Source organism: Pseudomonas sp. S2_H10 (assembly GCF_054668285.1).
Genome location: NZ_CP162754.1, coordinates 2,177,226 through 2,202,808, shown reverse-complemented (window position 1 = coordinate 2,202,808; position 25,583 = coordinate 2,177,226). Strand labels below are relative to the sequence as shown.

Annotated in this window: 17 protein-coding genes, 3 tRNA genes and 1 riboswitch; of the genes, 18 read left to right on the top strand and 2 right to left on the bottom strand. The window is 60.4% G+C overall.

The features are described 5' to 3' along the window. Position 1 precedes the first annotated feature (1 nt). The 3 genes from AB4O16_RS09660 to argR all read left to right on the top strand — a co-directional run bounded on the left by AB4O16_RS09660 (position 2) and on the right by argR (position 3,135). On the top strand, positions 2–1,114 hold the full coding sequence (locus tag AB4O16_RS09660; RefSeq protein WP_460157603.1) for a M14 family metallopeptidase: 1,113 nt from the start codon (positions 2–4) through the stop codon (positions 1,112–1,114). A 27-nt stretch (positions 1,115–1,141) separates the two neighbouring features. Next, a complete protein-coding gene (locus AB4O16_RS09655; RefSeq protein WP_046042317.1) occupies positions 1,142–1,906 on the top strand; it encodes an ABC transporter ATP-binding protein in 765 nt (254 codons plus the stop codon). A gap of 248 nt (positions 1,907–2,154) precedes the next feature. Then, positions 2,155–3,135, top strand: a complete 981-nt coding sequence (argR, locus tag AB4O16_RS09650) for a transcriptional regulator ArgR (RefSeq protein ID WP_160389712.1) — start codon at positions 2,155–2,157, stop codon at positions 3,133–3,135. A 12-nt stretch (positions 3,136–3,147) separates the two neighbouring features. Here the strand turns inward: argR and AB4O16_RS09645 are convergent, their stop codons facing one another. Further along, a complete protein-coding gene (locus tag AB4O16_RS09645) occupies positions 3,148–8,088 on the bottom strand; it encodes a dermonecrotic toxin domain-containing protein (protein WP_460157602.1) in 4,941 nt (1,646 codons plus the stop codon). Positions 8,089–8,397: 309 nt separating this feature from the next. Here AB4O16_RS09645 and AB4O16_RS09640 point away from each other — a divergent pair, with 309 nt between their 5' ends. The 7 genes from AB4O16_RS09640 to astE all read left to right on the top strand — a co-directional run bounded on the left by AB4O16_RS09640 (position 8,398) and on the right by astE (position 16,308). Further along, on the top strand, positions 8,398–9,618 hold the full coding sequence (locus AB4O16_RS09640; protein ID WP_160389710.1) for an aspartate aminotransferase family protein: 1,221 nt from the start codon (positions 8,398–8,400) through the stop codon (positions 9,616–9,618). A 224-nt stretch (positions 9,619–9,842) separates the two neighbouring features. Continuing rightward, on the top strand, positions 9,843–10,862 hold the full coding sequence (gene aruF, locus AB4O16_RS09635; protein ID WP_460157601.1) for an arginine/ornithine succinyltransferase subunit alpha: 1,020 nt from the start codon (positions 9,843–9,845) through the stop codon (positions 10,860–10,862). Positions 10,863–10,932: 70 nt separating this feature from the next. Then, complete coding sequence (astA, locus tag AB4O16_RS09630; RefSeq protein ID WP_160389709.1) at positions 10,933–11,958, top strand: arginine N-succinyltransferase; 1,026 nt, start codon at positions 10,933–10,935, stop codon at positions 11,956–11,958. Then, positions 11,955–13,424, top strand: coding sequence for a succinylglutamate-semialdehyde dehydrogenase (gene astD, locus AB4O16_RS09625; RefSeq protein ID WP_371926013.1), 1,470 nt, complete (start codon positions 11,955–11,957; stop codon positions 13,422–13,424). Before astA ends, astD begins: the two co-directional genes overlap by 4 nt. 163 nt (positions 13,425–13,587) lie before the next feature. Then, positions 13,588–14,934 (top strand): N-succinylarginine dihydrolase, encoded by a 1,347-nt coding sequence (astB, locus tag AB4O16_RS09620; protein ID WP_460157600.1) that lies wholly within the window; start codon positions 13,588–13,590, stop codon positions 14,932–14,934. Positions 14,935–14,994: 60 nt separating this feature from the next. Continuing rightward, positions 14,995–15,285, top strand: a complete 291-nt coding sequence (locus tag AB4O16_RS09615; RefSeq protein ID WP_064119940.1) for a hypothetical protein — start codon at positions 14,995–14,997, stop codon at positions 15,283–15,285. 12 nt (positions 15,286–15,297) lie between these two features. Beyond that, the gene (gene astE, locus AB4O16_RS09610) at positions 15,298–16,308 is read left to right on the top strand and encodes a succinylglutamate desuccinylase (RefSeq protein ID WP_460157599.1); all 1,011 of its coding nucleotides are present in this window, start codon (positions 15,298–15,300) and stop codon (positions 16,306–16,308) included. 108 nt (positions 16,309–16,416) lie between these two features. Here astE and AB4O16_RS09605 read toward each other — a convergent pair whose 3' ends face one another. Beyond that, positions 16,417–16,929 carry a 6,7-dimethyl-8-ribityllumazine synthase gene (locus AB4O16_RS09605; RefSeq protein WP_150714775.1) on the bottom strand — a complete coding sequence of 171 codons (513 nt, stop codon included), beginning with the start codon at positions 16,927–16,929 and terminating at the stop codon, positions 16,417–16,419. 103 nt (positions 16,930–17,032) lie between these two features. Then, a riboswitch (FMN riboswitch) is annotated at positions 17,033–17,205 on the bottom strand. A 197-nt stretch (positions 17,206–17,402) separates the two neighbouring features. Between AB4O16_RS09605 and ltaE the strand changes: the two genes are divergently transcribed. The 8 genes from ltaE (at position 17,403) to mgtE (ending at position 25,275) form a co-directional block, all read left to right on the top strand. After that, complete coding sequence (ltaE, locus tag AB4O16_RS09600) at positions 17,403–18,407, top strand: low-specificity L-threonine aldolase (protein WP_460157598.1); 1,005 nt, start codon at positions 17,403–17,405, stop codon at positions 18,405–18,407. Between the two features lie 146 nt (positions 18,408–18,553). Beyond that, on the top strand, positions 18,554–21,172 hold the full coding sequence (gene alaS / locus AB4O16_RS09595; RefSeq protein WP_460157597.1) for an alanine--tRNA ligase: 2,619 nt from the start codon (positions 18,554–18,556) through the stop codon (positions 21,170–21,172). Positions 21,173–21,263: 91 nt separating this feature from the next. Continuing rightward, positions 21,264–22,505: an aspartate kinase gene (locus AB4O16_RS09590; protein WP_007971040.1), complete on the top strand. Its 1,242-nt coding sequence runs from the start codon at positions 21,264–21,266 to the stop codon at positions 22,503–22,505. A 187-nt stretch (positions 22,506–22,692) separates the two neighbouring features. Continuing rightward, on the top strand, positions 22,693–22,881 hold the full coding sequence (csrA, locus tag AB4O16_RS09585; RefSeq protein WP_002554426.1) for a carbon storage regulator CsrA: 189 nt from the start codon (positions 22,693–22,695) through the stop codon (positions 22,879–22,881). Between the two features lie 62 nt (positions 22,882–22,943). Beyond that, a tRNA-Ser gene (locus tag AB4O16_RS09580) sits at positions 22,944–23,034 on the top strand. A 107-nt stretch (positions 23,035–23,141) separates the two neighbouring features. Then, positions 23,142–23,218 (top strand) — tRNA-Arg (locus tag AB4O16_RS09575). 72 nt (positions 23,219–23,290) lie between these two features. After that, positions 23,291–23,367, top strand: a tRNA-Arg gene (locus tag AB4O16_RS09570). A 465-nt stretch (positions 23,368–23,832) separates the two neighbouring features. Next, a complete protein-coding gene (gene mgtE, locus AB4O16_RS09565) occupies positions 23,833–25,275 on the top strand; it encodes a magnesium transporter (protein WP_160389704.1) in 1,443 nt (480 codons plus the stop codon). The last annotated feature ends 308 nt before the right edge of the window (positions 25,276–25,583 follow it).

Genomic DNA, 25,583 nt, shown 5'->3' with positions numbered 1-25,583 from the left:
TATGGAACGTATCGATCATGCTTTGCCGTGGAGCCACCTGGGCAGCGAACGCCGGATTTCGGTGTTCCGCTTCGGTAGCGGCGAGCGCAAGGCCTACATCCAGGCCAGCCTGCACGCCGACGAGCTGCCGGGCATGCGCACAGCCTTCGAGCTGAAAAAACGCCTGGCCGAACTCGAAGCCCAAGGCTTGCTCAACGGCGTGGTGGAACTGGTGCCGGTGGCTAATCCGCTGGGCCTCGGTCAACTGCTTCAGGGCAATCATCAAGGGCGTTTCGAAGCTGGCAGCGGCAAGAACTTCAACCGCGATTTCGTCGAGTTGAGCGCACCGGTTGCGGCTGCATTGGCAGAAAACCTCGGCGATGATCCACACGCCAACATTCGCCTGATCCGTCAGGCGATGGCCGATCACCTGGCTGCATTGCCTGAGGCGAGCAGCCAGTTGCAGGGCATGCAGCGCGTCCTCCTCAGCCATGCCTGCACGGCGGATGTGGTGCTGGATCTGCATTGCGATGCCGAGGCGGCGCTGCACCTGTATGCCTTGCCGCAGCACTGGCCGCAGTGGCGTTCGCTGGCCGCGCACCTGAACGTGCGGGTCGGTTTGCTGGCGGAAGATTCTGGTGGCAGTTCGTTCGACGAAGCCTGTTCGTTGCCGTGGCTGCGTCTGTCGCGCCTGTTCCCGGACGCGCAGATTCCACTGGCCTGCCTGGCGACTACCATTGAATTGGGTGGTCAGGCCGACACCGGTCGCGAGCAAGCGTGCGCCCACGCCGAAGGCATCCTGGCGTTCCTCGCCGAGCAAGGCCTGATTGGCGGTGAATGGCCCAAGCCTGCGCAGGATCCTTGCGAAGGCATGCCGTTCGAAGGCACCGAGTTGTTGTTGGCACCGCACCCCGGTGTGGTGAGTTTCCTGCGCAAACCTGGTGAATGGGTTGAAGCCGGCGACGAGATTTTTGAAGTGATCGATCCGTTGGCGGATCGGGTCAGCACGGTGTGTGCTGGTACGTCCGGGGTGCTGTTTGCCATTGAACGGCTGCGTTATGCCCAACCCGGTTTCTGGCTGGCCAAGGTGGCGGGGCGCGAAGCGCTGCGTCACGGGCGCTTGCTCAACGACTGACTGACTGTTTTTGTGAGAACCGACCGCATGTACAAACTTGAAGTCCAAGACCTGCATAAACGCTATGGCAGTCACGAAGTGCTCAAGGGCGTGTCCCTGAAAGCGGCAGCCGGCGATGTGATCAGCATCATCGGCTCCAGTGGCTCCGGCAAAAGTACGTTCCTGCGCTGCATCAACCTGCTGGAGCAGCCGCACGCGGGCAAGATCCTGCTCAACAACGAAGAGTTGAAGCTGGTGGCGAACAAGGACGGCGCGCTGAAGGCGGCCGATCCGAAACAGCTGCAGCGCATGCGTTCGCGCCTGTCGATGGTGTTCCAGCATTTCAACCTGTGGTCGCACATGACCGCGCTGGAAAACATCATGGAAGCGCCGGTCCACGTGCTCGGTATGTCCAAGGCCGAAGCCCGCGAGAAGGCCGAGCACTACCTGAACAAGGTCGGTGTGGCCCATCGTAAGGATGCCTACCCTGGCCACATGTCCGGCGGCGAGCAGCAGCGCGTGGCGATTGCCCGTGCGCTGGCGATGGAACCGGAAGTGATGCTGTTCGACGAACCGACCTCGGCCCTCGACCCGGAGCTGGTGGGTGACGTGCTGAAAGTCATGCAGGCCCTGGCCCAGGAAGGCCGGACCATGGTCGTGGTGACCCACGAAATGGGCTTCGCCCGTGAAGTGTCGAACCAGTTGGTGTTCCTGCACAAAGGTGTGGTCGAAGAAAGCGGCAACCCGCGTGAAGTGCTGGTGAACCCGCAATCCGAGCGTTTGCAGCAATTCCTGTCCGGCAGCTTGAAGTAATCAGGGCTGCCGTTGTGCACCGCGATAGTGCATGCTTCGCAACTTAGCAGCTGGCCCCGAATCCTTGTAGGAGCCGGCTTGCTGGCGATAGCGGTATGTCTGTAGCAGATATGCAAACTGATCCACCGCTATCGCCAGCAAGCCGGCTCCTACAGGTTTGATCTCTGCCGGTTTTGAGATTTGCGTTCATTTACGGGCTAGCATTGGCCCATGCCTTCATCACAGTTCTTCGCTTCGGATTGCCCACCATGACTGCCCATCGAATTGGTTTCCTGATTTGGCCCAGCACTAAAGCACTGACGCTTGCGCTGGCTGAGGAGGCCTTGCGTGTTGCCCAGCGTGTGCATCCGGACGTGGTTTACGAATTGTCGTTCCTGCAGGCCGAACCACCCGCTGAAAGTGCCTGGCAATTGCCCGGTGAGGCCTGGACCGGCAAGCTGGAAAACTTCCAGAAACTGTTCCTGCTCGCTGACGAGCCGCCGACCACGCTGGCGCCGGCGCTGAGCAGTGCGCTCAAGCAACTGGTGCGTTCCGGTTGTGTGATCGGTGGCCTGTCGGCCGGTGTCTACCCGTTGGCGCAGCTGGGTTTGCTCGACGGTTATCGCGCCGCCGTGCACTGGCGCTGGCAGGACGATTTCGCCGAGCGTTTCCCCAAGGTCATCGCCACCAGCCACCTGTTCGACTGGGATCGCGATCGCCTGACCGCGTGCGGCGGCATGTCGGTGCTCGATTTGTTGCTGGCGGTGCTGGCCCGTGATCACGGTGCGGAGCTGGCCGGTGCGGTGTCGGAAGAACTGGTGGTGGAGCGCATCCGCGAGGGCGGCGAACGTCAGCGTATTCCGTTGCAGAATCGCCTCGGCTCCAGTCATCCAAAGCTCACCCAGGCCGTGCTGCTGATGGAAGCCAACATCGAGGAGCCGCTGACCACCGACGAAATCGCGCAGCATGTGTGCGTGTCCCGTCGGCAGTTGGAGCGGATTTTCAAGCAATACCTCAACCGTGTGCCGAGCCAGTACTACCTGGAGCTGCGCCTGAACAAGGCCCGGCAGATGTTGATGCAAACCAGCAAGTCGATCATCCAGATCGGCCTGTCCTGCGGTTTCTCTTCGGGGCCGCATTTCTCCAGCGCCTATCGCAATTTCTTCGGTGCCACGCCGCGCGAAGATCGCAACCAGCGGCGCAGCAGCAGCCCGTTCGAATTGTCATCGGTGCCGCCGGAGCGCGGCTGAGTCAGCTGCCGGTTATTCGTCCGGTTCGGAATCCCCCGAGCTCGATACTTCCAATTCAGCCTGTTCGATCACGGCTTCGACGCCAAAATCGGTGCTGGTTTTTTTGAAGTAGGCAATCAGTGTCTGCACGCTTTGCGCATCCAGCGGGTTGCCCCTGAGGTTGATGCTTTCTGCTATGTCCAGTGGCAGCTCGAGAATGTCGTCGGGGATGTGACTGATAGCGTTGTTGTTCAGGTCAGCGACATCCAGGCTCGTCAGCTTCAGCAGGCCTGGCGGCAGCTCAGTGATACCCGTGCGAGACAGATGCAGTGACGACATGTTCGGCATCTGACTGACATCGGGAGTCAGCCCCAGCGGATTGTTGCTCAGGTCGAGGTAGTCGAGTCGATCCAGTTGGGCCAGCGCCAGCACGGATTGTGTGTTCAAGGTGATGTCGCACTCGCTCAGCGACAGTGAAGTCAGCTTGCCCATGGTGAATACGGCCTCAGGTATCTGGTGCAGGGCGTATTCGCGGATGGTCAGGTGCTTCAGATGGGGGAAACTGCGCAGAAAACCCTCGACACCGCCGGTCAGCCCGGCTTCGCTGTGCATGTACAGCAGTGAGACGTGGCTGAAGTCCGCAGGCAGTTCAGGCAGTTCGCCGGTGATGATGGTGGTCAGCGCCAGCTCGTAGCCGGGGTCAAGTACCTGATTGAGATCGTCCATCTCGGTCTCTCGACGCCAGCAGCGTTCCATCAGTTGCTTGAATTCATCGCGGGTGGCGTGTTCGATCAACAATTGCTGCGGGGTAAAGGGTTCACCGGTGTCCGGGTGCAGCGCGGGGATGTCGGCGGTCCAGGCGGCCAGTACGGTACGCAGGGTGTCGTACTCGGTTTCCAGGCGCGTTATTTCGATTCGACCCTCGGCCAGGGTTCCAGGCAGGCGATAGATGAATGCGCTGGCCTCTTCCTGATCCATTAGCGGGTAGAGCCTTTGCAAGCGCTGGATGTCGGCCTGTTCGGCAAGGACGCCAAAGTCGCACCCGGTCTGATTGAAATGGATCTTTATCCGTTCGCGGTCGGCGGAGGAAACGGGGTTGCCACCCAGGTCGAAACCTTCTTGAGTTTTGCGGGGCAACTTGAACAGCGCGGGGGACAGTTCCTCGATCCGGTTGTCATTGAGCAGGGCGGTCCGCAGGCGTGGTCGCGTCAACAGGCCGGGAGGCAGTTCGGACAGCCCGGTACCGGAAAGATCGACGTAGTTGAGGTACGGCATGTTTTCCAGGGACGGGCACAGGCCGAGCGGGTTTTTGTACAGGTCGAGCGCGCTCAGTCGGCTCAGGGCGGAAAGGGTGACGCGACTCTGCTCGGTGAGGGTCACGGCGCAGTCGCTGAGGATCAGTGCGTCGAGTCGTGGCCATTGTGCAATGGCATCCGGCAACTGACCCAGTTCGAAGTTGCGTAGCGCCAGGCGGTTGAGCGCGGAAAACCCTTTCAGGAAATCATTTACGCCGCGGGTGGCACGATGACCTTCAAGCATCACGCTGCGCACCTGAGGGAAATCGACGTTCAGCCTTGGCAGCTCGCCAAAAATCGGCTGGGAAAACTCAAAGGAAACCGGCTCGCCATGGGCGCTGTCGTAGGTGGCCTGACGCCGCCAGCAGTCGAGCAGCCTGGCGATGAATTGTCGGCGCGCATGCCGTTGACTGACGATTTGTTCGACACTCAACCTTGTATTCGTGCCCGGAACATACAGCGGGATCTCATCGCGCCAGACGCTCAGTTCGTCGAACAATTGCGCGTGTTGATAAAACAGACGCTGGAGTTCTACCCGCGGTCCGGCTGGATTTCGTTGCAATCGTGCGGCAAAGGCCTCGAGTTCCTCTGCGTTCAGATGGGGGAACAGCCGATAGATGTGGCTTTGCAATGACGGGGTATTGACCGGCATCATGCGATAACCATCGCTCCCGCCGAGCAAACGCATGACCGCCGGGTCGTATGCAGGCTTGAGATTTGGGTGTTGCGCCAGCAGCGTACGCAAAGCCTCTCGGGTGAGCGCGTGGGTGCGAATCAATTGCTTGAGCTTATCGCCCTCACCGATGTTGATGTTCAGGGCGATTCGCTCGCTGTCGGGCATTGCTTGTAACAGGCTGGCATAGAGGGAGTCGGTACTGCTGAGCTGTTCACCGGCGTCATCGAAGGCCTGATACGCCCCTTCATCGGTCAACACCAGCACCTTGCGCAAGGGCGCGTCCGGCTCGCCAATGCTGTCGATCAGCGGCCCGCTGTGCGTGTATTGGCGGATTTCCAGGCGCAGTTGCCCCGACCAGCCCGGCAGGCGTTCCAGCGTGTGCAACGCCAGGCGATCGGTGTCGAGATTGTTGCGCGTCGAATACAGGTCGAACCCTTCGTAAGCGCGAGAGACGCGCACTTGCAAACCGGCCTCCTGTGCCAGTTCAGTGAGGCGTTTGGACAAAGTTCCCCGCTCCAGTAGCTGGCGTTCCTCAGCGCTGGCGCTGTCGAGCAGCGCTTCGGCGAGGCTGGTTGGCAAGCCGGGTTCGCTGTCGATGATGCGCTGGACCAAGGGGCGCGCACCTTGTTCGATTTTGCGGTAGCGCTCACTGAAGAGCGTTTCCCGTTTGTCGGCGGCAAGCGTTGTCAGGTAGCGGCGCACTGAGCGTGCGTCGGTGTTGTCGAGGTGTTGCAACAGGGTGTTGATCAGGTCGCCATCGTCCAGCTGCGCTTGATTGATCTGCACCACGACCTGGTTATTCTTGACGCGCTCCCAGACGGTGTTTCCTGTTGCATCGAGCAGTCGCAGCCCCTTGTCCGCTGGCCACTCACCGTAATCGCACAGCAATTCCAGTTGCATGACCGGATCAGCCTGCAGGTATTGCTCTGGACGTTCGCTGCCGATTCTCTCGATGAAAGTCTGCAGGTCCTGATCGATCTTGAAGCGTTTGAGTGTATCGGCCAGCAGTGGCGGTAGCTGTTCGGCGTTGACGTGCATCTTGCGCAAGGCGTTTTCGTGGCAGCCGCTGATGCTGAGGATGCGCTCGCGCTCGGTCGGCGAAAAACGCTGCATGTCCGGGCCGATACGGCGCAGCAGGGTGGCCTGGTCCCAGGTCAGTGGCTGGTCGAGTTCGGTTTGCCAGGCCCCGTTGCCGTTATGCTTCAGGGTCGGTTGGTAAGCGTTGGGGCGAGTGGGGTGCTGGATGCGATGCTGCCCGGTCAGTGGATCTTCGGTGACTGAGTAGTGGCTGTTTTCCAGCGTCAGCAGGGTTTTGCCTTGATGGGTGTGCAGTCCCGTCGCGTCGGGTTTCGCGTCTTTGGCAATCGCGACGTTTTGTTCGTAAACCGTCAGGTCGGGCTTCCAATAGCGGGTTTCGCCATCGGGTCGTTTCACCGAGTTGAAGCGGTCGATGAATTGCACGATTTCCCGGGGCAGGACCGCGCGGAATTCGTTGGCGGCAATCGCGCCTCCTGCCGCGAAAGTGCCCAGTTGCACTGCAGATTCAACCATCCCCATGAAATGCTCAAAGGCTTCGCTCGTCTGGCCTTCTGCCCAGTCGACAATGCTTTCGAAGGTCTCATCGAGCAACTGATAGGCAATGTAAGCCAGCATCAATTCGCCCAGGAACGGGACGAACGGCAACGCGATGAAGGCGGCGATGTTGAGCAGTGCCGAGGCGATTTCCGTGAAGGAGTCCCATAACGCCCATCGGGCCTTGCGGTCGACCGTGGCCGTCGACACGGCGATGACACGGGCGTCATTGAGAATCTTGTCGAGTTTGCGTTGATACAGATGAACCCACAGGTCGCCGCTGAGGGGGATGACGGCCATTTGCAGGTCGGGGCGCTGGTTGGGGCTTTCTCGCCAGGTCGGCCGAGGGTCGCCAGGCGGGACCGGTTGCCAGGTGATGGGGTCGAGACGGTTGTTCAGTTCGGCGAAGAAGTAACCGCGGTCCTCATGACTGATGAAACGACTGAAAAACTGTTGATAGTCGGGCACCCGCAAGCGCTGGCTCAGTTCCTCGGCGAATGCAGCCGATGAGGGGTATTGCTTGACGGGATGGTCGGGGTCGTCAGGAATCCAGGCCACTACCCGCACCGACTCGCGAGCGCGCTCCAGATCCGGGGAGAACAGCACGACGCCGGTCAGGCGGGCATTCATGATCGTCAGTTCATGAGGTTTCCAGGATTGCCTGTGCGCATCGGTGAGCAGTCGATGATCGTCGCTGGCCAGCAGGTTTTGCATCTGCGCCATATGCAGGGCGGTGGCCAGTGCGGTTTTTTGGCTTTGGCGAATTTTCGCTTGCAGGACCGCCGCCGTCACCGGGTTGCTGATGCCCAGATTGTCTTCCAGATAGCTTTTATAGCGCTCGCCAATGTCGAGTTCACGGCATAGCTGGGTGAATGCCGCGATGGGTATCTTGTCCAGAATCTGTGGCAGGGTACTGAACTGCCCGGTGGAAGAGGGCGCAGTGATGTAAGTCGAGGCAGGCTCAAAGGCGTCGGCCTCGGTTTCGGCGCTTTCGAAGTTGTGCAGCGCGGCGTCCAGCAACGATACGGTCCAGATGCGTGCGGCCCCGGACTTCAGGCGCAACCAGGGTATGTGCGCGGGGATGTAAAGACGCAGAAAGATGTTGTTGACGTCCGCGTCAACGCCGAAACGTGTCTTGAGTGCGCCCTTGAGCATGGGTTCGGCGAAGGCTGCCGGGTTCAGCAGGTTAGCCAGTGCCCGATCAACCCGATTCTGGCTCACCGTCTGTTTGGAGATGAGTTGGCCGAGTTCGGCGTACTGATCTTCAGAGGCATTCCTGATACGGGTGGGCAGTCCTGGCTTGATGTTGCTCAGCGCTTTGCGCCGTTGCGGCGTCGTTTGGCGAAGCCAGGGAGGAATGACGTTCATCAGGTGCTGATAATGCGCGTCGGGCCTGAAAGTCTCAGGGATGTCGGGGTTTTCGGTATTCATGGGGGAGGTCCACCATCGCGGTTGATAGACCGTCAGCAGAACCCGTAAACGACGACGACGCGCGGTACATATCTACCGCCTTCTTCGAATCGGCAGGGGTTACGACACGGCGACCTGCCGCAAACACCCGCCGCCAGTTAAACTGCGCCTTTGCGACCCTATATGTCGCATTGCCGTAAACCCGGGAAAATCCGGGGTTTGCGCTATAAGAAGTTGTCGCTTGGCGGCAAGGCCGGGCTGAAAACTGTCCTTACAATCCTCACCAAGCTCGCCAGTTTCAGGCGAGTGTTTTCTCTTCAGGAGACTCCGATGTCCGTTGAGCACGCTGCGGTACAACGCGCCGATTTCGATCAGGTAATGGTTCCCAACTATGCGCCTGCCGCATTCATTCCTGTGCGTGGCGCCGGTTCCCGCGTTTGGGACCAGTCCGGTCGCGAGCTGATCGACTTCGCCGGCGGGATCGCCGTCAACGTATTGGGTCACGCGCATCCGGCGCTGGTCGGTGCCTTGACCGAGCAGGCGAACAAGCTGTGGCACGTGTCCAACGTGTTCACCAATGAGCCGGCCCTGCGCCTGGCGCACAAACTGGTCGACGCCACCTTTGCCGAGCGTGCGTTCTTCTGCAACTCCGGCGCCGAAGCCAACGAGGCCGCCTTCAAGCTGGCCCGTCGTGTCGCGTTCGACCGTTATGGCAGCGAGAAGTACGAAATCATCGCGGCGCTCAACAGCTTCCACGGTCGTACCCTGTTCACCGTGAACGTCGGTGGCCAGTCCAAGTACTCCGATGGCTTCGGTCCGAAGATCACCGGCATCACCCACGTGCCGTACAACGATCTGGCCGCGCTGAAAGCCGCCGTTTCCGACAAGACCTGCGCCGTGGTACTGGAACCTATTCAAGGCGAGGGCGGCGTATTGCCGGCCGAACTGGCCTACCTGCAAGGCGCCCGCGAGCTGTGCAACGAGCACAATGCACTGCTGGTGTTCGACGAAGTGCAAACCGGCATGGGCCGTACCGGCCACCTGTTCGCCTACCAGCATTACGGCGTGACGCCGGACATCCTGACCAGTGCCAAGAGCCTGGGCGGCGGTTTTCCGATTGCCGCCATGCTGACCACCGAAGCGCTGGCCAAGCATCTGGTCGTCGGCACCCACGGCACCACTTACGGCGGCAACCCGCTGGCGTGCGCTGTTGCCGAAGCCGTGATCGACGTGATCAACACCCCCGAAGTGCTGGCCGGCGTCAATGCCAAGCACGACAAGTTCAAGGCGCGCCTGGAGCAGATCGGCGAGAAGTACGGCCTGTTCACTCAGGTCCGTGGTCTGGGTCTGTTGATCGGTTGCGTGCTGAGCGACGCCTGGAAAGGCAAGGCCAAGGACATCTTCAACGCTGCCGAGCAAGAAGGCCTGATGATTCTGCAAGCCGGCCCGGACGTAGTGCGTTTCGCCCCGAGCCTGGTGGTGGAAGACGCCGATATCGATGCCGGCCTGGATCGCTTCGAACGTGCCGCGGCAAAACTGACGCAAGCCTGATAGACCCTTCGATGCCTGACTTTTCAGGCGTCGAACCCAATTTTGTATGCCGGATCCGCTCTGACTCACCACACCTGTAGGAGCCGGCTTGCTGGCGATGAGGCCCGAAAGCCTTGCGGCGATCAACCTGCCGCCATCGCCAGCAAGCCGGCTCCTACAAGGGGTGTTTCAGGGTGAACCCGGTGTTTTTTCCTATAAGAGTTTTACGAGAAAGGAGTGACACCATGCTGGTGATGCGCCCCGCGCAAATGGCTGATCTGGGCGAGGTACAGCGTCTGGCTGCGGACAGTCCGATTGGTGTCACTTCCTTGCCGGATGACGTTGAGCGCCTGAGCGACAAGATCGCGGCAAGCGAAGCCTCGTTCGCCGCCGAAGTGAGCTTCAACGGTGAGGAAAGCTATTTCTTCGTCCTCGAAGACGCTGCCACCGGCAAGCTGGTCGGTTGCTCGGCCATCGTCGCGTCGGCCGGTTACTCCGAGCCGTTCTACAGTTTCCGCAACGAAACCTTCGTGCACGCCTCGCGCGAGCTGAAGATCCACAACAAGATCCACGTGCTCTCGCAGTGCCACGACCTGACCGGCAACAGCTTGCTGACCAGTTTCTACGTGCAGCGCGACCTGGTGGGTTCACCGTGGTCGGAGCTCAATTCCCGTGGCCGCCTGCTGTTCGTGGCCAGCCATCCGGAGCGCTTTGCCGATTCCGTGGTGACCGAGATCGTCGGTTACAGCGATGAAAACGGCGACTCGCCATTCTGGGATGCCATCGGCCGCAACTTCTTCGACCTCAACTACGCTGAAGCCGAGCGTCTGTGCGGCCTGAAGAGCCGGACGTTCCTCGCCGAACTGATGCCGCATTACCCGATCTACGTGCCCCTGCTGCCGGACTCCGCGCAAGAAGCGATGGGCCAGGTGCACCCGCGGGCGCAGATCACCTTCGACATCCTGATGCGCGAAGGCTTCGAGACCGATCACTACATCGACATCTTCGACGGCGGCCCGACCCTGCATGCCCGTGTCTCGGGGATCCGCTCGATCGCCCAGAGCCGTGTGGTGCCGGTGAAGATCGGCGAGCCGGTCAAAGGTGTCGGTCGCCAGTACCTGGTGGCCAATGCCCAGTTGCAGGATTTCCGCGCCGTGATGCTCGAGCTCGATTACGCGCCTGGCAAGCCGGTGACCCTGGATCTGGAAGCCGCCGAAGCCCTTGGCGTCGGCGAGGGTGCCAGCGTGCGCCTGGTGGCGGTTTAACGTCGCAATTGATGCCTAGAAAGCAGCGAAGTTTCACGGGTGGCGCAAGCGACCCGTTTGAGGAGATAGCATGATCGTTCGTCCCGTACGCAGCAGCGATTTACCCGCTCTGATCGACCTGGCCCGCAGCACCGGCACCGGCCTGACCACCTTGCCGGCCAACGAAGAACGTCTGGCCCATCGGGTCGGCTGGGCCGAGAAGACCTTTCGCGGCGAAGCCGGGCGGGGCGATGCGGACTACCTGTTCGTGCTCGAAGACGACGACGGTCGCGTGGTGGGTATTTCCGCCATTGCCGGCGCCGTCGGCCTGCGTGAGCCCTGGTACAACTTCCGGGTCGGCCTGACGGTCAGCGCTTCGCAAGAGCTGAACATCTATCGCGAAATCCCGACGCTGTTCCTGGCCAACGACCTGACCGGCAACTCCGAGCTGTGCTCTTTGTTCCTGCACGCCGATTACCGCACCGGCCTCAACGGCCGCATGCTGTCCAAGGCGCGGATGCTGTTCATCGCCGAGTTCGCGCAACTGTTCGGCAACAAGATCATTGCCGAGATGCGAGGGGTGTCCGATGACGCCGGGCGTTCACCGTTCTGGGAAAGCCTGGGCCGGCACTTCTTCAAGATGGAATTCAGCCAGGCCGACTACCTGACCGGCGTGGGCAACAAGGCGTTCATCGCCGAACTGATGCCGAAATTCCCGCTGTACACCTGCTTCCTGTCGCCGGATGCGCGCAACGTGATCGGCCAGGTGCACCCGGACACCGAGCCGGCGCTGGCCATGCTCAAGGGCGAAGGCTTCAGCTACCAAGGCTACGTCGACATTTTCGACGCAGGTCCTGCCATCGAATGCGAAACCGGCAAGATCCGCGCAGTGCGCGACAGCCAGGCACTGGTGCTGGCCGTCGGCACGCCGGGCGACGATGCCACGCCATTCATCATTCACAACCGCAAGCGCGAAGACTGCCGCATCACTGCTGCACCGGCACGTCTGGCCGCCGGCACCCTGGTGGTCGATCCGCAGACCGCCAAACGTCTTCAACTCAACGCTGGCGATCAAGTGCGCGCCGTGGCGTTGTCCGCAGCTCGGGAGTCGAAATAATGAAGTCGCTTTATATCGCAGGTGAATGGCTGGCAGGTCAGGGCGAAGTCTTCGAGTCGCTGAACCCGGTGACCCAGCAAGTGCTGTGGTCCGGTGCCGGTGCCACCGCCGCTCAGGTCGAGTCGGCCGTGCAAGCGGCGCGTCAGGCGTTCCCGGACTGGGCGCGACGTACCCTGGAAGAGCGCATTTCGGTGCTGGAAGCCTTTGCCGCCGCGCTGAAGAATCACGCTGACGAGTTGGCCCGTACCATCGGCGAAGAAACCGGCAAACCCCTGTGGGAAGCGGCGACCGAAGTCACCAGCATGGTTAACAAGATTGCCATCTCGGTGCAGAGCTACCGCGAACGTACCGGCGAGAAGAGCGGCCCGCTGGGCGACGCCACCGCCGTACTGCGCCACAAGCCACATGGTGTGGTCGCGGTGTTTGGTCCTTACAACTTCCCCGGCCACTTGCCGAACGGCCACATCGTACCGGCACTGTTGGCGGGTAACAGCGTGCTGTTCAAGCCAAGCGAGCTGACGCCGAAAGTGGCCGAACTGACGGTCAAGTGCTGGATCGAGGCCGGTCTGCCGGCGGGTGTGTTGAACCTGCTGCAAGGCGCTCGCGAAACCGGCATCGGCCTGGCGGCGAACCCCGGCATCGACGGTCTGTTCTTCACCGGTTCCAGCCGCACCGGCAATCACCTGCACCAGCAATTCGCCGGTCGCCCGGACAAGATCCTCGCGCTGGAAATGGGCGGTAACAACCCGCTGGTGGTCGATCAGGTCGCTGATCTGGATGCCGCGGTGTACACCATCATTCAGTCGGCCTTCATCTCCGCCGGCCAGCGCTGCACCTGTGCCCGCCGCTTGCTGGTGCCGCAGGGTGCCTGGGGCGATTCGTTGCTGGCGCGTCTGGTGGCGGTCAGCGCGACTATCGAAGTCGGTGCCTTCGATCAGCAACCGGCGCCGTTCATGGGCTCGGTGGTTTCCCTCGGCGCTGCGAAAGCGTTGATGGATGCGCAGGAGCATCTACTGGCCAACGGCGCCGTGGCGCTGCTGGAAATGACTCAGCCTCAGGCTCAATCGGCCTTGCTGACCCCGGGCATCCTGGACGTGAGCGCCGTTGCCGATCGTCCAGACGAAGAGCTGTTCGGCCCGTTGCTGCAGGTGATCCGCTACGCTGATTTTGCAGCGGCGATCGCTGAGGCCAACGACACCGCCTACGGTCTGGCCGCCGGTCTGCTGTCGGATTCCGAGGCGCGATACCAGCAATTCTGGCTGGAAAGCCGTGCCGGTATCGTCAACTGGAACAAGCAGCTGACCGGTGCCGCGAGCAGCGCGCCATTCGGTGGCGTAGGCGCTTCGGGCAACCATCGCGCCAGCGCCTACTACGCGGCGGATTACTGCGCGTACCCGGTGGCGTCGCTGGAAACGCCGAGCCTGGTGTTGCCTGCCACCCTGACACCTGGCGTGAAGATGGCGTGATGCCTATCGCGGGCAAGCCCGCTCCCACAGGGACCGCGTCGTACACGAAATTTGTGAGCAATGCTGAACCTGTGGGAGCCGGGCTTGCCCGCGATGGCCGCGACCCGGTCTTACTGAATAGTTACGCAAGCCTATAACAACAGATTCTCGTGGAGCCTCGCTGATGAAATCCTATGAAGTCAATTTTGACGGTCTAGTGGGGCCGACCCATAACTACGGCGGCCTGTCCTACGGCAACGTCGCGTCCCAGAGCAACAGCCAGCAGTCTTCCAACCCCAAGGAAGCGGCGCTGCAAGGCCTGGCGAAAATGAAAGCGCTGATGGAGATGGGTTTCCAGCAAGGCGTGCTGGCACCGCAGGAGCGCCCGGATGTGGCCGCGCTGCGTCGCCTGGGCTTTGCCGGTACCGACGCGCAAGTGATCGAGCGCGCTGCCAAGGAAGCGATGCCGTTGCTGGTGGCCAGTTGCTCGGCTTCGAGCATGTGGGTGGCCAACGCCGCCACCGTCAGCCCGAGCGCCGACACCGCTGACGGCCGCGTGCATTTCACCGCCGCCAACCTCAATTGCAAATATCACCGCAGCATCGAACACCCGACCACCAGCCGCGTGCTGGGGGCGATGTTCGCCGACCAGAAACACTTTGCCCACCACGCCGCCTTGCCGGCCGTGGCGCAGTTCGGTGACGAAGGCGCGGCCAACCACACGCGTTTCTGTCATGAGTACGGCAAAGCCGGTGTCGAGTTCTTCGTGTTCGGTCGCAGCGCGTTCGACACCCGCTACCCGGCGCCGCAGAAGTACCCGGCGCGCCAGACCCTCGAAGCGTCCCAGGCCGTTGCCCGTTTGCACGGCCTGAGCGATGACGGCGTGGTCTACGCCCAGCAGAACCCGGCGGTGATCGATCAGGGTGTGTTCCACAACGACGTGATCGCGGTCGGCAACGGCGAAGTGCTGTTCTATCACGAGGACGCGTTCCTCGAGACCGAGCAGATGCTCGCTGAACTGCAGAGCAAACTCGCCAAAGTCGGTGGGAAATTTCAGTCAGTCTGCGTACCGCGTTCCGCAGTAAGCGTGGAAGACGCGGTTCGTTCCTACCTGTTCAATAGCCAACTGCTGTCGCGTCCTGACGGCTCCATGCTGTTGATCGTGCCGGAAGAATGCCGTGGCAACGAGCGCGTCTGGCAATACCTGCAGGGTTTGACCAGCTCCGGCGGCCTGATCCGCGAAGTGAAAGTCTTCGATCTCAAGCAGAGCATGCAGAACGGCGGTGGCCCGGCTTGCCTGCGGTTGCGCGTGGCCCTGAACGAAACCGAACTGGCGGCCGTCAACCCAGGGGTTATCATGACGGCACCGTTGTACGGCACTCTGACCGAATGGGTCGAGAAGCACTACCGCGACCGCATGACCGAAAACGATCTGGCGGACCCGCAATTGCTGCTTGAGTGCCGGACGGCACTGGATGAACTGACGCAAATCCTTAAACTGGGCGCGGTTTATCCATTCCAGATCAATTGATCGACGGCGCGCGGCCTCCCATGGCAGCGCGTCGCTTCATCTCAAACGAGAGCGTAAAACATGAGTGATTCCCTGCAGCTGATCCTTGAAGACACCGACGGCACGCAACTGGAAACTTCCTGCACCCGTGTCGCGGTACTGTGGCAAGGCAAAGAGCTGTGGATCCAGCAGGACGGCCGTGGCCAGTTGCTGATCGGCGTGGACGTCGAAGAAGGCGATGCCGAGTACGCCAACCTGCTGCTGCGCCCATTGGCGACTAATCTGGTAAGTCTGCAACTGGAGATGGAACCGGCTGACGTCGGCGACGACGAGGATCACGTTCACGGCCCGGATTGCAACCACGACCACTAAGGAAACCGCTCTATGCTCGCCCTCGGCAAACTGCTTGAACTGACCCTCGCCGGCCGCGAACCGGCGGAGAAGACTCAACTGACTGTCGAAGGCGTGCGCATGCGCTGGTTGAGCGAAGGTGCGCTGGAAGTCCGGCCGCCTGAAGCGCGTGACAACGGCCTGGACCTGCTGCTGTCGGCGGGGATCCATGGCAACGAAACAGCGCCGATCGAGTTGCTCGATCGCCTGTTGCACGACATCGCCCGCGGCGATCTGAAGCCGCGTGCACGCATTCTGTTCCTGTTCGGCAACCCGGAAGCGATTCGCAAGGGCGAGCGTTTCGTCGAGCAGGACGTCAATCGGCTGTTCAACGGCCGTCACGAACAAAGCAGTGGCTCCGAAGCCTTGCGTGCCTGTGAGCTGGAACGCCTGGCCGCGAGTTTCTTCAGCCTGCCTGACCGGCAGCGCCTGCATTACGACCTGCACACGGCGATCCGCGGCTCGAAGATCGAGCAGTTCGCCCTGTACCCGTGGAAAGAAGACCGCCAGCACTCGCGTCAGGAACTGGCGCGCCTGCGGGCCGCCGGCATGGAGGCGGTGCTGTTGCAGAACAAGCCGTCGATCGTGTTCAGCTCCTACACCTACGACAAGCTCGGTGCCGAGGCCTTCACCCTGGAACTGGGCAAGGCTCGGCCGTTCGGTCAGAACGACGGGGTCAATGTCTCGCTGCTGGAGGCGCGCCTCAAGCAGATCATCGAAGGCACCGAGCCGGAACTGACCGAACAGGCGCTGGATGGTTTGCAGCTGTACAGCGTGGCGCGGGAAATCATCAAGCACAGCGACAGCTTCCGCCTGAACCTGCCGGCGGACATCGAGAACTTTTCAGAGCTGGAAGTGGGTTACCTGCTGGCGGAAGACATCGCCAATACCCGCTGGATCATCGAGGAGGAGGGCGCCCGGATCATCTTCCCGAACCCCAAGGTGAAGAATGGTTTGCGTGCCGGCATCCTGGTCGTGCCGACCACCGACGAAAACCTCGCCTGATGGAAACCCTGTAGGAGCCGGCTTGCTGGCGATTGCGTACTGCCAGTTAACGAACTGTTGACTGACCCACCGCGATCGCCAGCAAGCCGGCTCCTACAGGTTTTGTGTTTAGACGGCTACCGCGCGTGGCTCGGTGCGGCGCAGCGCACGAATCTTGTGCAGCGTATCGGCACAGGTCTTTGCCGCTTCCTGGCCTTTGTGCACGAAGTGATCGAAGAAGAACTTGTGATGCAGTTCTTCGCCGGCATGGAAGTGGTGCGGGGTCAGGGACACAGAGAACACCGGCACTTCGGTTTCCAGCTGAACCTGCATCAGGCCGCTGACCACCGACTGGGCGACGAACTCGTGACGGTAGATGCCGCCGTCCACCACCAGGGCTGCGGCGACGATGCCGGCGTAACGGCCGGTCTTGGCCAGCAACTTGGCGTGCAGGGGCATTTCAAAGGCGCCGCCGACTTCGAAGAAATCGATGTCGGATTCCTGATAACCCTGGGCAATCATTTCGGCGACGAAGCCTTTACGGCTCTGGTCGACAATGTCCTTGTGCCAGCAGGCCTGGATGAACGCAACGCGTTCGCCGTGATGGTTTTTGCTTTTGCTGTCGATTGCGGTGGGTTGCATGTTCTGACTCCTGTTTGTGTGAAAAACAGGGCGTTATGAATCGAAGGGGATCTGAGGGTACGCGCGCTCGCACGAGTGCTGGCGGACGGCCCTTTGGTGCCAATCCCGTTCTCTCTTCATCCGGACTATGACCGTCGGCCCCGGGATCACACCGGGTCTGCTGACCTTGCTTTCATTCACGGCCATTTGCCGTGTCTGTCAGCAAGCGCTCGCGGGCTATGCGCATTGCGCGCAATTACCGCCGGTGGGGAGTTGCACCCCGCCCTGAGAACGTTTTTGCCGCCGGAAAGTGTGGCGGCGCAGCGTTTTTAACACATATTTGCGGCATCCGCATCGATGCTTTTGGATGATTGTTATCGAGTATTTCGCTTTATTAGCGGGCATTATCCGGGTCCAAGGGTTGAATATTCACCGCCATGCCCGCAGTAATTCCTTCCTGAAAGGGATTTCCCCTGCTTACCGAGGCCAGATTCATGAGTGTTATCGATCTTCGCAGCGACACCGTCACCCAACCTTGCGCTGGCATGCTCGACGCGATGGCCAAAGCCGCCACCGGCGATGACGTGTATGGCGAAGATCCGACGGTCAACCGCCTGGAAGCCGAGCTGGCCGAGCGCCTGGGTTTCGCCGCGGCACTGTTCGTGCCGACCGGCACCATGAGCAATCTGCTGGGGTTGATGGCCCATTGCGAGCGCGGTGACGAGTACATCGTCGGCCAACAGGCCCACACTTATAAGTACGAAGGCGGTGGCGCGGCGGTGCTCGGCTCGATCCAGCCACAGCCGCTGGAAGTGCAGGCCGATGGTTCGCTGGACCTGGCTCACGTCGCCGCCGCGATCAAGCCGGATGACTTCCACTTCGCCCGTACCCGCTTGCTGGCGCTGGAAAACACCATGCAGGGCAAGGTCCTGCCGCTGGAGTACCTGGCCCGGGCGCGCAGTTTTACCCGCGAGCATGGCCTGCAGTTGCACCTGGACGGCGCACGTCTGTACAACGCGGCGGTGAAGCTGGGTGTCGATGCCCGGGAAATCACCCAACATTTCGATTCCGTCTCGGTGTGCCTGTCCAAAGGCCTGGGCGCGCCGGTCGGTTCGGTGCTGTGCGGCTCGGCCGAGCTGATCGGCAAGGCCCGGCGCCTGCGCAAAATGGTCGGTGGCGGCATGCGTCAGGCCGGGATTCTCGCGGCGGCCGGCCTGTATGCGCTGGATCACAACGTCGAGCGCCTGGCCGATGACCACGCCAACGCACAATTGCTGGCAGAAGGCCTGCGTGCGGCGGGCTTCGAGGTCGAGCCGGTGCAGACCAACATGGTTTACGTGCAGATGGGCGACAAGGCCGAGGCGATCAAGGCGTTTGCCGCCGAACGCGGGATCAAGCTCAGTGCTGCCGCGCGTCTGCGCATGGTCACGCACATGGACGTCAGTCGGGCGCAAATCGAGCAGGTCGTCGCGACATTCGTCGACTTTTCGCGCAAGTGATAGCGTTAGCCGTCCAATTGACCGTTTCTATCGTATAAACACGCTGTACCCCGCGCGCAGGGCCGATATAATGCGGCCCTTTGCCGTCGCTTCGTCTGTTGACGTTTCGAACAGGCCTTTGGCCGCAGCCTCCGTGGAAGAACCTAATGAAAAGCGCAGAAATCCGTGAAGCCTTCCTTCGCTTCTTCGAAGAGCAAGGCCACACCCGTGTAGCCTCCAGCTCTTTGATTCCGGGCAACGACCCAACCCTGCTGTTCACTAACGCGGGGATGAACCAGTTCAAGGACTGCTTCCTGGGCCAGGAAAAGCGCGCGTACACCCGCGCCACCAGCAGCCAGAAATGCGTACGTGCCGGCGGCAAGAACAGTGACCTGGAAAACGTCGGTTATACCGCTCGTCACCACACCTTCTTCGAAATGCTCGGTAACTTCAGCTTCGGTGACTATTTCAAGCACGATGCGATCACCTTCGCCTGGACCTTCCTGACCGGTGTCCTGAAACTGCCGAAGGAAAAGCTCTGGGTCACCGTCTACGCCTCGGACGACGAAGCGTATGACATCTGGACCAAAGAAATCGGCGTGCCGGTCGAGCGCATGATCCGCATCGGCGACAACAAGGGCGCGCCATACGCCTCCGACAACTTCTGGACCATGGGCGATACCGGCCCGTGCGGCCCATGCACCGAGATTTTCTACGATCACGGCGACCACATCTGGGGTGGCCCACCGGGCTCGCCTGAAGAAGACGGCGACCGCTACATCGAGATCTGGAACAACGTCTTCATGCAGTTCAACCGCACCGCCGATGGCGTGTTGCATCCGTTGCCAGCGCCGTCGGTCGACACCGGCATGGGCCTGGAGCGGATCAGTGCGGTGATGCAGCACGTCAATTCCAACTACGACATCGACCTGTTCAAGAACCTGCTGAGCGCGTCGGCCGAGGCGATCGGCTGCGAAAATGGCGATCAGTCTTCGCTGAAAGTGGTTTCCGACCACATCCGTTCGTGCGGTTTCCTGATCGCCGACGGCGTCCTGCCGTCCAATGAAGGCCGTGGCTACGTGCTGCGCCGGATCATTCGTCGTGCCTGCCGTCACGGTAACAAGCTGGGCGCCACCGGCAGCTTCTTCTACAAGATCGTTGCCGCGCTGGTCGCCGAGATGGGCGAAGCCTTCCCGGAACTGAAGAAGCAGCAGAGTAACATCGAGCGCGTCCTCAAGGCCGAAGAAGAGCAGTTCTCCAAGACTCTGGAGCACGGCCTGAAGATTCTCGAGCAGGACCTGGCTGAACTCAAAGGCACCGTGGTGCCGGGCGACGTGGTGTTCAAGCTGTATGACACCTACGGTTTCCCGATGGACCTGACCGCCGACATCGCCCGTGAGCGCGAGCTGACCATCGACGAAGCCGGTTTCGAGCGTGAGATGGAAGCCCAGCGTGTGCGTGCGCGTTCGGCCAGCTCGTTCGGTCTGGACTACAACACCCTGGTCAAGGTTGACGTGGCCACCGAATTCACCGGCTACACCGATACCAGCGGTTCGGCAAAAATCGTGGCGATCTACAAGGATGGCCAGTCCGTCGACGTCTTGAGTGAAGGCGAAGAGGCTGTGATCGTTCTGAACCAGACGCCGTTCTACGCTGAATCCGGCGGCCAGATCGGCGACTGTGGTTTCCTCCAGGCGGGCAACGCGCGTTTTGACGTACGCGATACCACCAAGACCGGCGGCGCGTTCCTGCACCACGGCGTGCTGGATTCGGGCAGCCTGACGATTGGCGCTCCGGTGGAAACCCACGTGGACGCCGACGTGCGTCACGCCACTTCGCTGAACCACTCTGCAACTCACTTGCTGCACGCCGCATTGCGTCAGGTATTGGGCGATCACGTTCAACAGAAAGGCTCGCTGGTCGACAGTCAGCGCCTGCGCTTCGACTTCAGCCACTTCGAAGCGATCAAGCCTGAGCAGATCAAGGCGCTGGAAGACATCGTCAACGCCGAGATTCGCAAGAACTCCGCCGTTGAAACCGAAGAAACCGACATCGAAACCGCCAAGCAGAAAGGCGCCATGGCGCTGTTCGGCGAGAAGTACGGCGACAACGTGCGCGTACTGAGCATGGGTGGCGATTTCTCCGTCGAGCTGTGTGGCGGTATCCACGCCAACCGTACCGGCGACATCGGCCTGCTGAAAATCATCAGCGAAGGCGGTGTGGCATCGGGTGTGCGTCGTATCGAGGCAGTTACCGGTGCGCAAGCGCTGGCCTACTTGAACGCGGCGGAAGAACAACTCAAGGAAGCGGCCAACCTGGTCAAGGGCAGCCGCGACAACCTGATCGACAAGCTGTCGGCTGTGCTGGAGCGCAACCGTCTGCTGGAGAAACAACTCGAGCAGTTGCAAGCCAAGGCTGCCAGTGCCGCGGGCGACGATCTGTCGGCCCAGGCACAGGACGTCAAGGGCGTGAAAGTGCTGGCCGTGCGTCTGGACGGTCAGGATGGCAAGGCGCTGCTGGCGCTGGTCGATCAACTGAAAAACAAACTCGGCCGCGCAGTGATCCTGCTCGGCAGTGTCCATGAGGAAAAGGTCGTTCTGGTTGCAGGCGTAACCAAAGACCTGACTGGCCAACTCAAAGCCGGTGATTTGATGAAGCAAGCCGCTGCGGCAGTGGGCGGGAAGGGCGGTGGTCGTCCAGACATGGCGCAAGGCGGCGGTACCGACGCTGGCGCACTGGATGCGGCACTGGCGCTGACCGTTCCGTTTGTAGAGCAGGGTCTATAAGGCAGTACGTGCGGCTCGCAGTCTAGTGGCGGGCCGCAACGCTGTTTGAGTGATTATTTGGGCGCCCTTCATGGGCAGAGGCGGCTTTGAAATGGCTTTGATCGTACAGAAATTTGGAGGCACCTCGGTCGGCACCGTCGAGAGAATCGAGCAGGTCGCCGACAAGGTTAAGAAATTCCGCGATGCCGGCGATGACCTGGTGGTTGTGCTGTCAGCAATGAGCGGCGAAACCAACCGTCTGATCGATCTGGCCAAGCAAATCAGTGGCGACGGCCAACCGGTTCCGCGTGAGCTCGATGTGATCGTTTCCACCGGTGAGCAGGTGACGATTGCCCTGTTGGCCATGGCGCTGATCAAGCGTGGCGTGCCAGCGGTGTCGTACACCGGCAACCAGGTGCGGATCCTGACGGATAGCGCGCACAATAAAGCACGTATCCTGCAGATTGATGACCAGAAGATTCGCGGTGATCTGAAGGCAGGTCGCGTGGTGGTTGTCGCCGGTTTCCAGGGCGTCGACGAGCACGGCAACATCACCACCCTCGGTCGTGGCGGTTCCGACACCACCGGCGTGGCGCTGGCGGCGGCCCTGAAGGCTGACGAATGCCAGATCTATACCGACGTCGACGGCGTCTACACCACCGACCCGCGTGTGGTGTCCGTGGCTCAGCGCCTGGACAAGATCACCTTCGAAGAGATGCTGGAAATGGCCAGCCTCGGTTCCAAGGTGCTGCAGATCCGCGCGGTCGAATTCGCTGGCAAGTACAACGTTCCGCTGCGCGTACTGCACAGCTTCAAGGAGGGTCCGGGCACCCTCATTACTATTGATGAAGAGGAAACCATGGAACAGCCGATCATTTCCGGTATCGCTTTCAACCGCGATGAAGCCAAGCTGACCATCCGTGGCGTGCCAGACATCCCGGGCGTTGCCTTCAAGATTCTCGGCCCGATCAGTGCCGCGAACATCGAAGTCGACATGATCGTGCAGAACGTCGCGCACGATAACACCACCGACTTCACCTTCACCGTGCACCGCAACGACTACCAGGCGGCGCAAGCCGTGCTGGAAAAGACCGCTGGCGAGCTGGGTGCCCGTGAAGTCGTGGGCGACACCAAGATCGCCAAGGTGTCGATCGTCGGCGTTGGCATGCGCTCCCACGCAGGCGTGGCCAGCCGCATGTTCGAATCCCTGGCCAAGGAAAGCATCAACATCCAGATGATCTCGACCTCGGAAATCAAAGTCTCCGTAGTGATCGAAGAGAAGTACCTGGAACTGGCTGTGCGCGCCCTGCACACGGCTTTCGAACTGGACGCACCGGCCCGCCAGGGCGAGTGATGCGTTTGCCAAGGGGCGCGGTTTGACCGCGCCCCTTGTTTTTTTGCAAGGCGCGACCCGTTGGCTGTTCTTTTGCTCGCGCTGGTCAATACTCAGGCATGTAGGACTTCGACCGTTTTGGTTGTAGGTCGATTGCCTTTTTTTTGCAGACTGTTGTCCCTGAAATGAAATGCGTGAGGAGAAAGGTATGCTGATTCTGACTCGTCGGTGCGCAGAAAGCCTGATTATCGGTGATGGCGAAATCACCGTGACCGTGCTCGGCGTCAAAGGAAATCAAGTGCGCATCGGTGTTAATGCCCCCAAAGAGGTAGCGGTTCACCGGGAAGAAATTTACCTGCGTATCAAGAAAGAGAAGGACGAAGAACCAAGCCATTAATTTTTATCGTTTTTTATGTTTGCAAACGGGGAAGAAGCTGGTTAATATACGCCCCGTGTTGCGGAGAGCTGGCCGAGTGGCCGAAGGCGCTCCCCTGCTAAGGGAGTACACCTCAAAAGGGTGTCGGGGGTTCGAATCCCCCGTTCTCCGCCATTATTTGCTTAGTACGTCGTAATCTGGTTTTTTCGGTAAGTTGTTGAAATTACTAGAAAAAGTGTTTGACATAGAGATTAGACGGCCTATAATGCGCGGCAACAAATGCACTCGTAGCTCAGCTGGATAGAGTACTCGGCTACGAACCGAGCGGTCACAGGTTCGAATCCTGTCGAGTGCACCATTTAAGAGTCATTTATAGTAATGTAAGTGACTTGGCTTCAACCAGTTGTGATCTGGTCTAAAAACACAAATTGCACTCGTAGCTCAGCTGGATAGAGTACTCGGCTACGAACCGAGCGGTCACAGGTTCGAATCCTGTCGAGTGCACCATACAAACAAAAAGCCCGCATTTCATGCGGGCTTTTTTGCCGTCTGGCGTTTGGCTTTTCCCTTCTTGCATCCCTTCCTGTTGAACGCCACGCGTGCCCGGCGTCTTGCTGGCTCCTGCCGGTTGAAGTTCGCCTCTGCGTGCACCCGGGCGTCCTGCGTGCATTCCATTTCAAGGCTGGCGGCTACAATTTTCGAAGGGGCGTGTGTTTTCCTCTCGGATTGCGTCGTCGCATTTTCACGGATCAGGACAATGCTCAAGTTTGTTGTGCAAGCGCTTGTTTCAGCCAAGATTTTTTAACGTTTAAAACCGTCAGGCGGTGTATCATTGCGCCCGTCAGCCCCGCCGGGGCTTGTGGAATACCTCCATGGACTTACCCAGTAGTTACTCAGTACCTAGTTTTACCAATCATGAATTGACTGATTGATCCTTCCGGCGTGCCCCGCTGCTGGGAGTGGAGTTCGCCTATGTCTGAAATCGAAGTAAAGAAAACGCAGGAAAGCTTGCAGGATCGCCTGGCTCAGGTGGTTGAGTTGCTGCAGCGCCAGCGAGTAGTAGAAGACCTGACTCACCGCCAGGAAGGCCCGCATCATGACCGGGTCGAGAACCTGGTCCACCGGCAGAACCTCGTCGAGTTGCAACGCAAGCTCGATGACCTGCACTCCGCCGACGTCGCCTACATCCTTGAAGCCCTGCCGCTGGACGATCGTCTGACGCTGTGGCAATTGGTCAAGGCCGATCGCGACGGCGACATCCTTCTTGAAGTATCAGATTCGGTTCGTGAATCGCTGATCGCCGACATGGATGATCACGAGCTCCTGGCTGCGGCCAAGGACATGGATGCCGACGAACTCGCTGACCTGGCCTCCGAGCTGCCGCGAGACGTCGTCCATGAGCTCATGGAGACCCTCGACCAGCAACAACGCGAGCGCGTGCGTTCGGCACTGTCCTACGACGAGGAGCAGGTCGGTGCGTTGATGGACTTCGAGATGGTGACCATCCGCGAGGATGTCAGCCTTGAAGTGGTCTTGCGTTATCTGCGCCGTCTCAAAGAGTTGCCGGGCCATACCGACAAGCTGTTCGTGGTCGATTACGACGGCGTGCTCAAGGGCGTGTTGCCGATCAAGCGTTTGCTGGTCAACGATCCGGACAAACAGGTTGCCGAGGTGATGGCCAGCGACCCGGTAAGTTTTCACCCGGACGAAGACGCCTACGACGCCGCCCAGGCGTTCGAGCGTTACGACTTGATCTCGGCGCCCGTGGTCGACAAGAACGGCAAGCTGATCGGCCGTCTGACCATCGACGAAATGGTCGACCTGATCCGTGAAGAGAGCGAAAGCGAAGTTCTCAACATGGCGGGTCTGCGGGAAGAAGAAGACATTTTTGCTTCGGTCTGGAAGTCCCTGCGCAACCGTTGGGCCTGGCTGGCGATCAACCTGATTACCGCGTTCGTGGCCTCCCGGGTCATCGGTCTGTTTGAAGGTTCGATCGAGAAACTGGTGGCGCTGGCGGCATTGATGCCGATCGTGGCGGGCATTGGCGGCAACTCGGGCAACCAGACCATCACCATGATTGTCCGGGCCATGGCGCTGGACCAGGTGAGTACCGGCAATACCTCGCGCCTGATGCGCAAGGAATTGGCCGTCGCGTTGATCAACGGCGTGATCTGGGGCGGGGTGATCGGTGTCGTCGCCTATCTGCTGTACGGCAGCTGGTCTCTGGGCGTGGTGATGACCGCCGCGATGACGCTCAACCTGCTGCTGGCGGCATTGATGGGGGTCTTGATTCCGATGACCCTGGCGAAGATGGGGCGCGATCCGGCAATGGGTGCCAGCGTGATGATCACGGCCGTGACCGACAGCGGCGGCTTTTTCATCTTCCTCGGCTTGGCAACAATCTTCCTGCTCTGAGGCACTGCCCAGTAAAAACCCGCCAATTGGCGGGTTTTTTTGTGCCCGGATTTCAGGAAGCACCGACAACGCAATAGCTGTAGGAGCCGGCTTGCCGGCGATGGACTCAAGTGCGCCGCGTTTATCCGGTTCACACGCGATATCGTTAGCAACCGGGGAATTGTAGGAGCCGGCTTGCTGGCGATGGACTCAAATGCGCCGCGTTTATCCAGGTACACGCGTTATCGTTAACGACCATCGCTGGCAAGCCAGCTCCTACAAGGAAGCAGTGTCCAGTAAATGCCCAAAAAAAAGCCAGCGATCAGGCT

Bases quoted from the DNA above. Each gene is read 5' to 3' on its own strand.
- csrA (WP_002554426.1), top strand. From the start codon at position 22,693: ATGCTGATTCTGACTCGTCGGTGCGCAGAAAGCCTGATTATCGGTGAT.
- mgtE (WP_160389704.1), top strand. From the start codon at position 23,833: ATGTCTGAAATCGAAGTAAAGAAAACGCAGGAAAGCTTGCAGGATCGC.
- AB4O16_RS09590 (WP_007971040.1), top strand. From the start codon at position 21,264: ATGGCTTTGATCGTACAGAAATTTGGAGGCACCTCGGTCGGCACCGTC.
- AB4O16_RS09605 (WP_150714775.1), bottom strand. From the start codon at position 16,929: ATGCAACCCACCGCAATCGACAGCAAAAGCAAAAACCATCACGGCGAA.
- astE (WP_460157599.1), top strand. From the start codon at position 15,298: ATGCTCGCCCTCGGCAAACTGCTTGAACTGACCCTCGCCGGCCGCGAA.
- AB4O16_RS09640 (WP_160389710.1), top strand. From the start codon at position 8,398: ATGTCCGTTGAGCACGCTGCGGTACAACGCGCCGATTTCGATCAGGTA.
- astB (WP_460157600.1), top strand. From the start codon at position 13,588: ATGAAATCCTATGAAGTCAATTTTGACGGTCTAGTGGGGCCGACCCAT.
- AB4O16_RS09660 (WP_460157603.1), top strand. From the start codon at position 2: ATGGAACGTATCGATCATGCTTTGCCGTGGAGCCACCTGGGCAGCGAA.
- ltaE (WP_460157598.1), top strand. From the start codon at position 17,403: ATGAGTGTTATCGATCTTCGCAGCGACACCGTCACCCAACCTTGCGCT.
- AB4O16_RS09655 (WP_046042317.1), top strand. From the start codon at position 1,142: ATGTACAAACTTGAAGTCCAAGACCTGCATAAACGCTATGGCAGTCAC.
- aruF (WP_460157601.1), top strand. From the start codon at position 9,843: ATGCTGGTGATGCGCCCCGCGCAAATGGCTGATCTGGGCGAGGTACAG.
- AB4O16_RS09615 (WP_064119940.1), top strand. From the start codon at position 14,995: ATGAGTGATTCCCTGCAGCTGATCCTTGAAGACACCGACGGCACGCAA.
- astA (WP_160389709.1), top strand. From the start codon at position 10,933: ATGATCGTTCGTCCCGTACGCAGCAGCGATTTACCCGCTCTGATCGAC.
- AB4O16_RS09645 (WP_460157602.1), bottom strand. From the start codon at position 8,088: ATGAATACCGAAAACCCCGACATCCCTGAGACTTTCAGGCCCGACGCG.
- argR (WP_160389712.1), top strand. From the start codon at position 2,155: ATGACTGCCCATCGAATTGGTTTCCTGATTTGGCCCAGCACTAAAGCA.
- alaS (WP_460157597.1), top strand. From the start codon at position 18,554: ATGAAAAGCGCAGAAATCCGTGAAGCCTTCCTTCGCTTCTTCGAAGAG.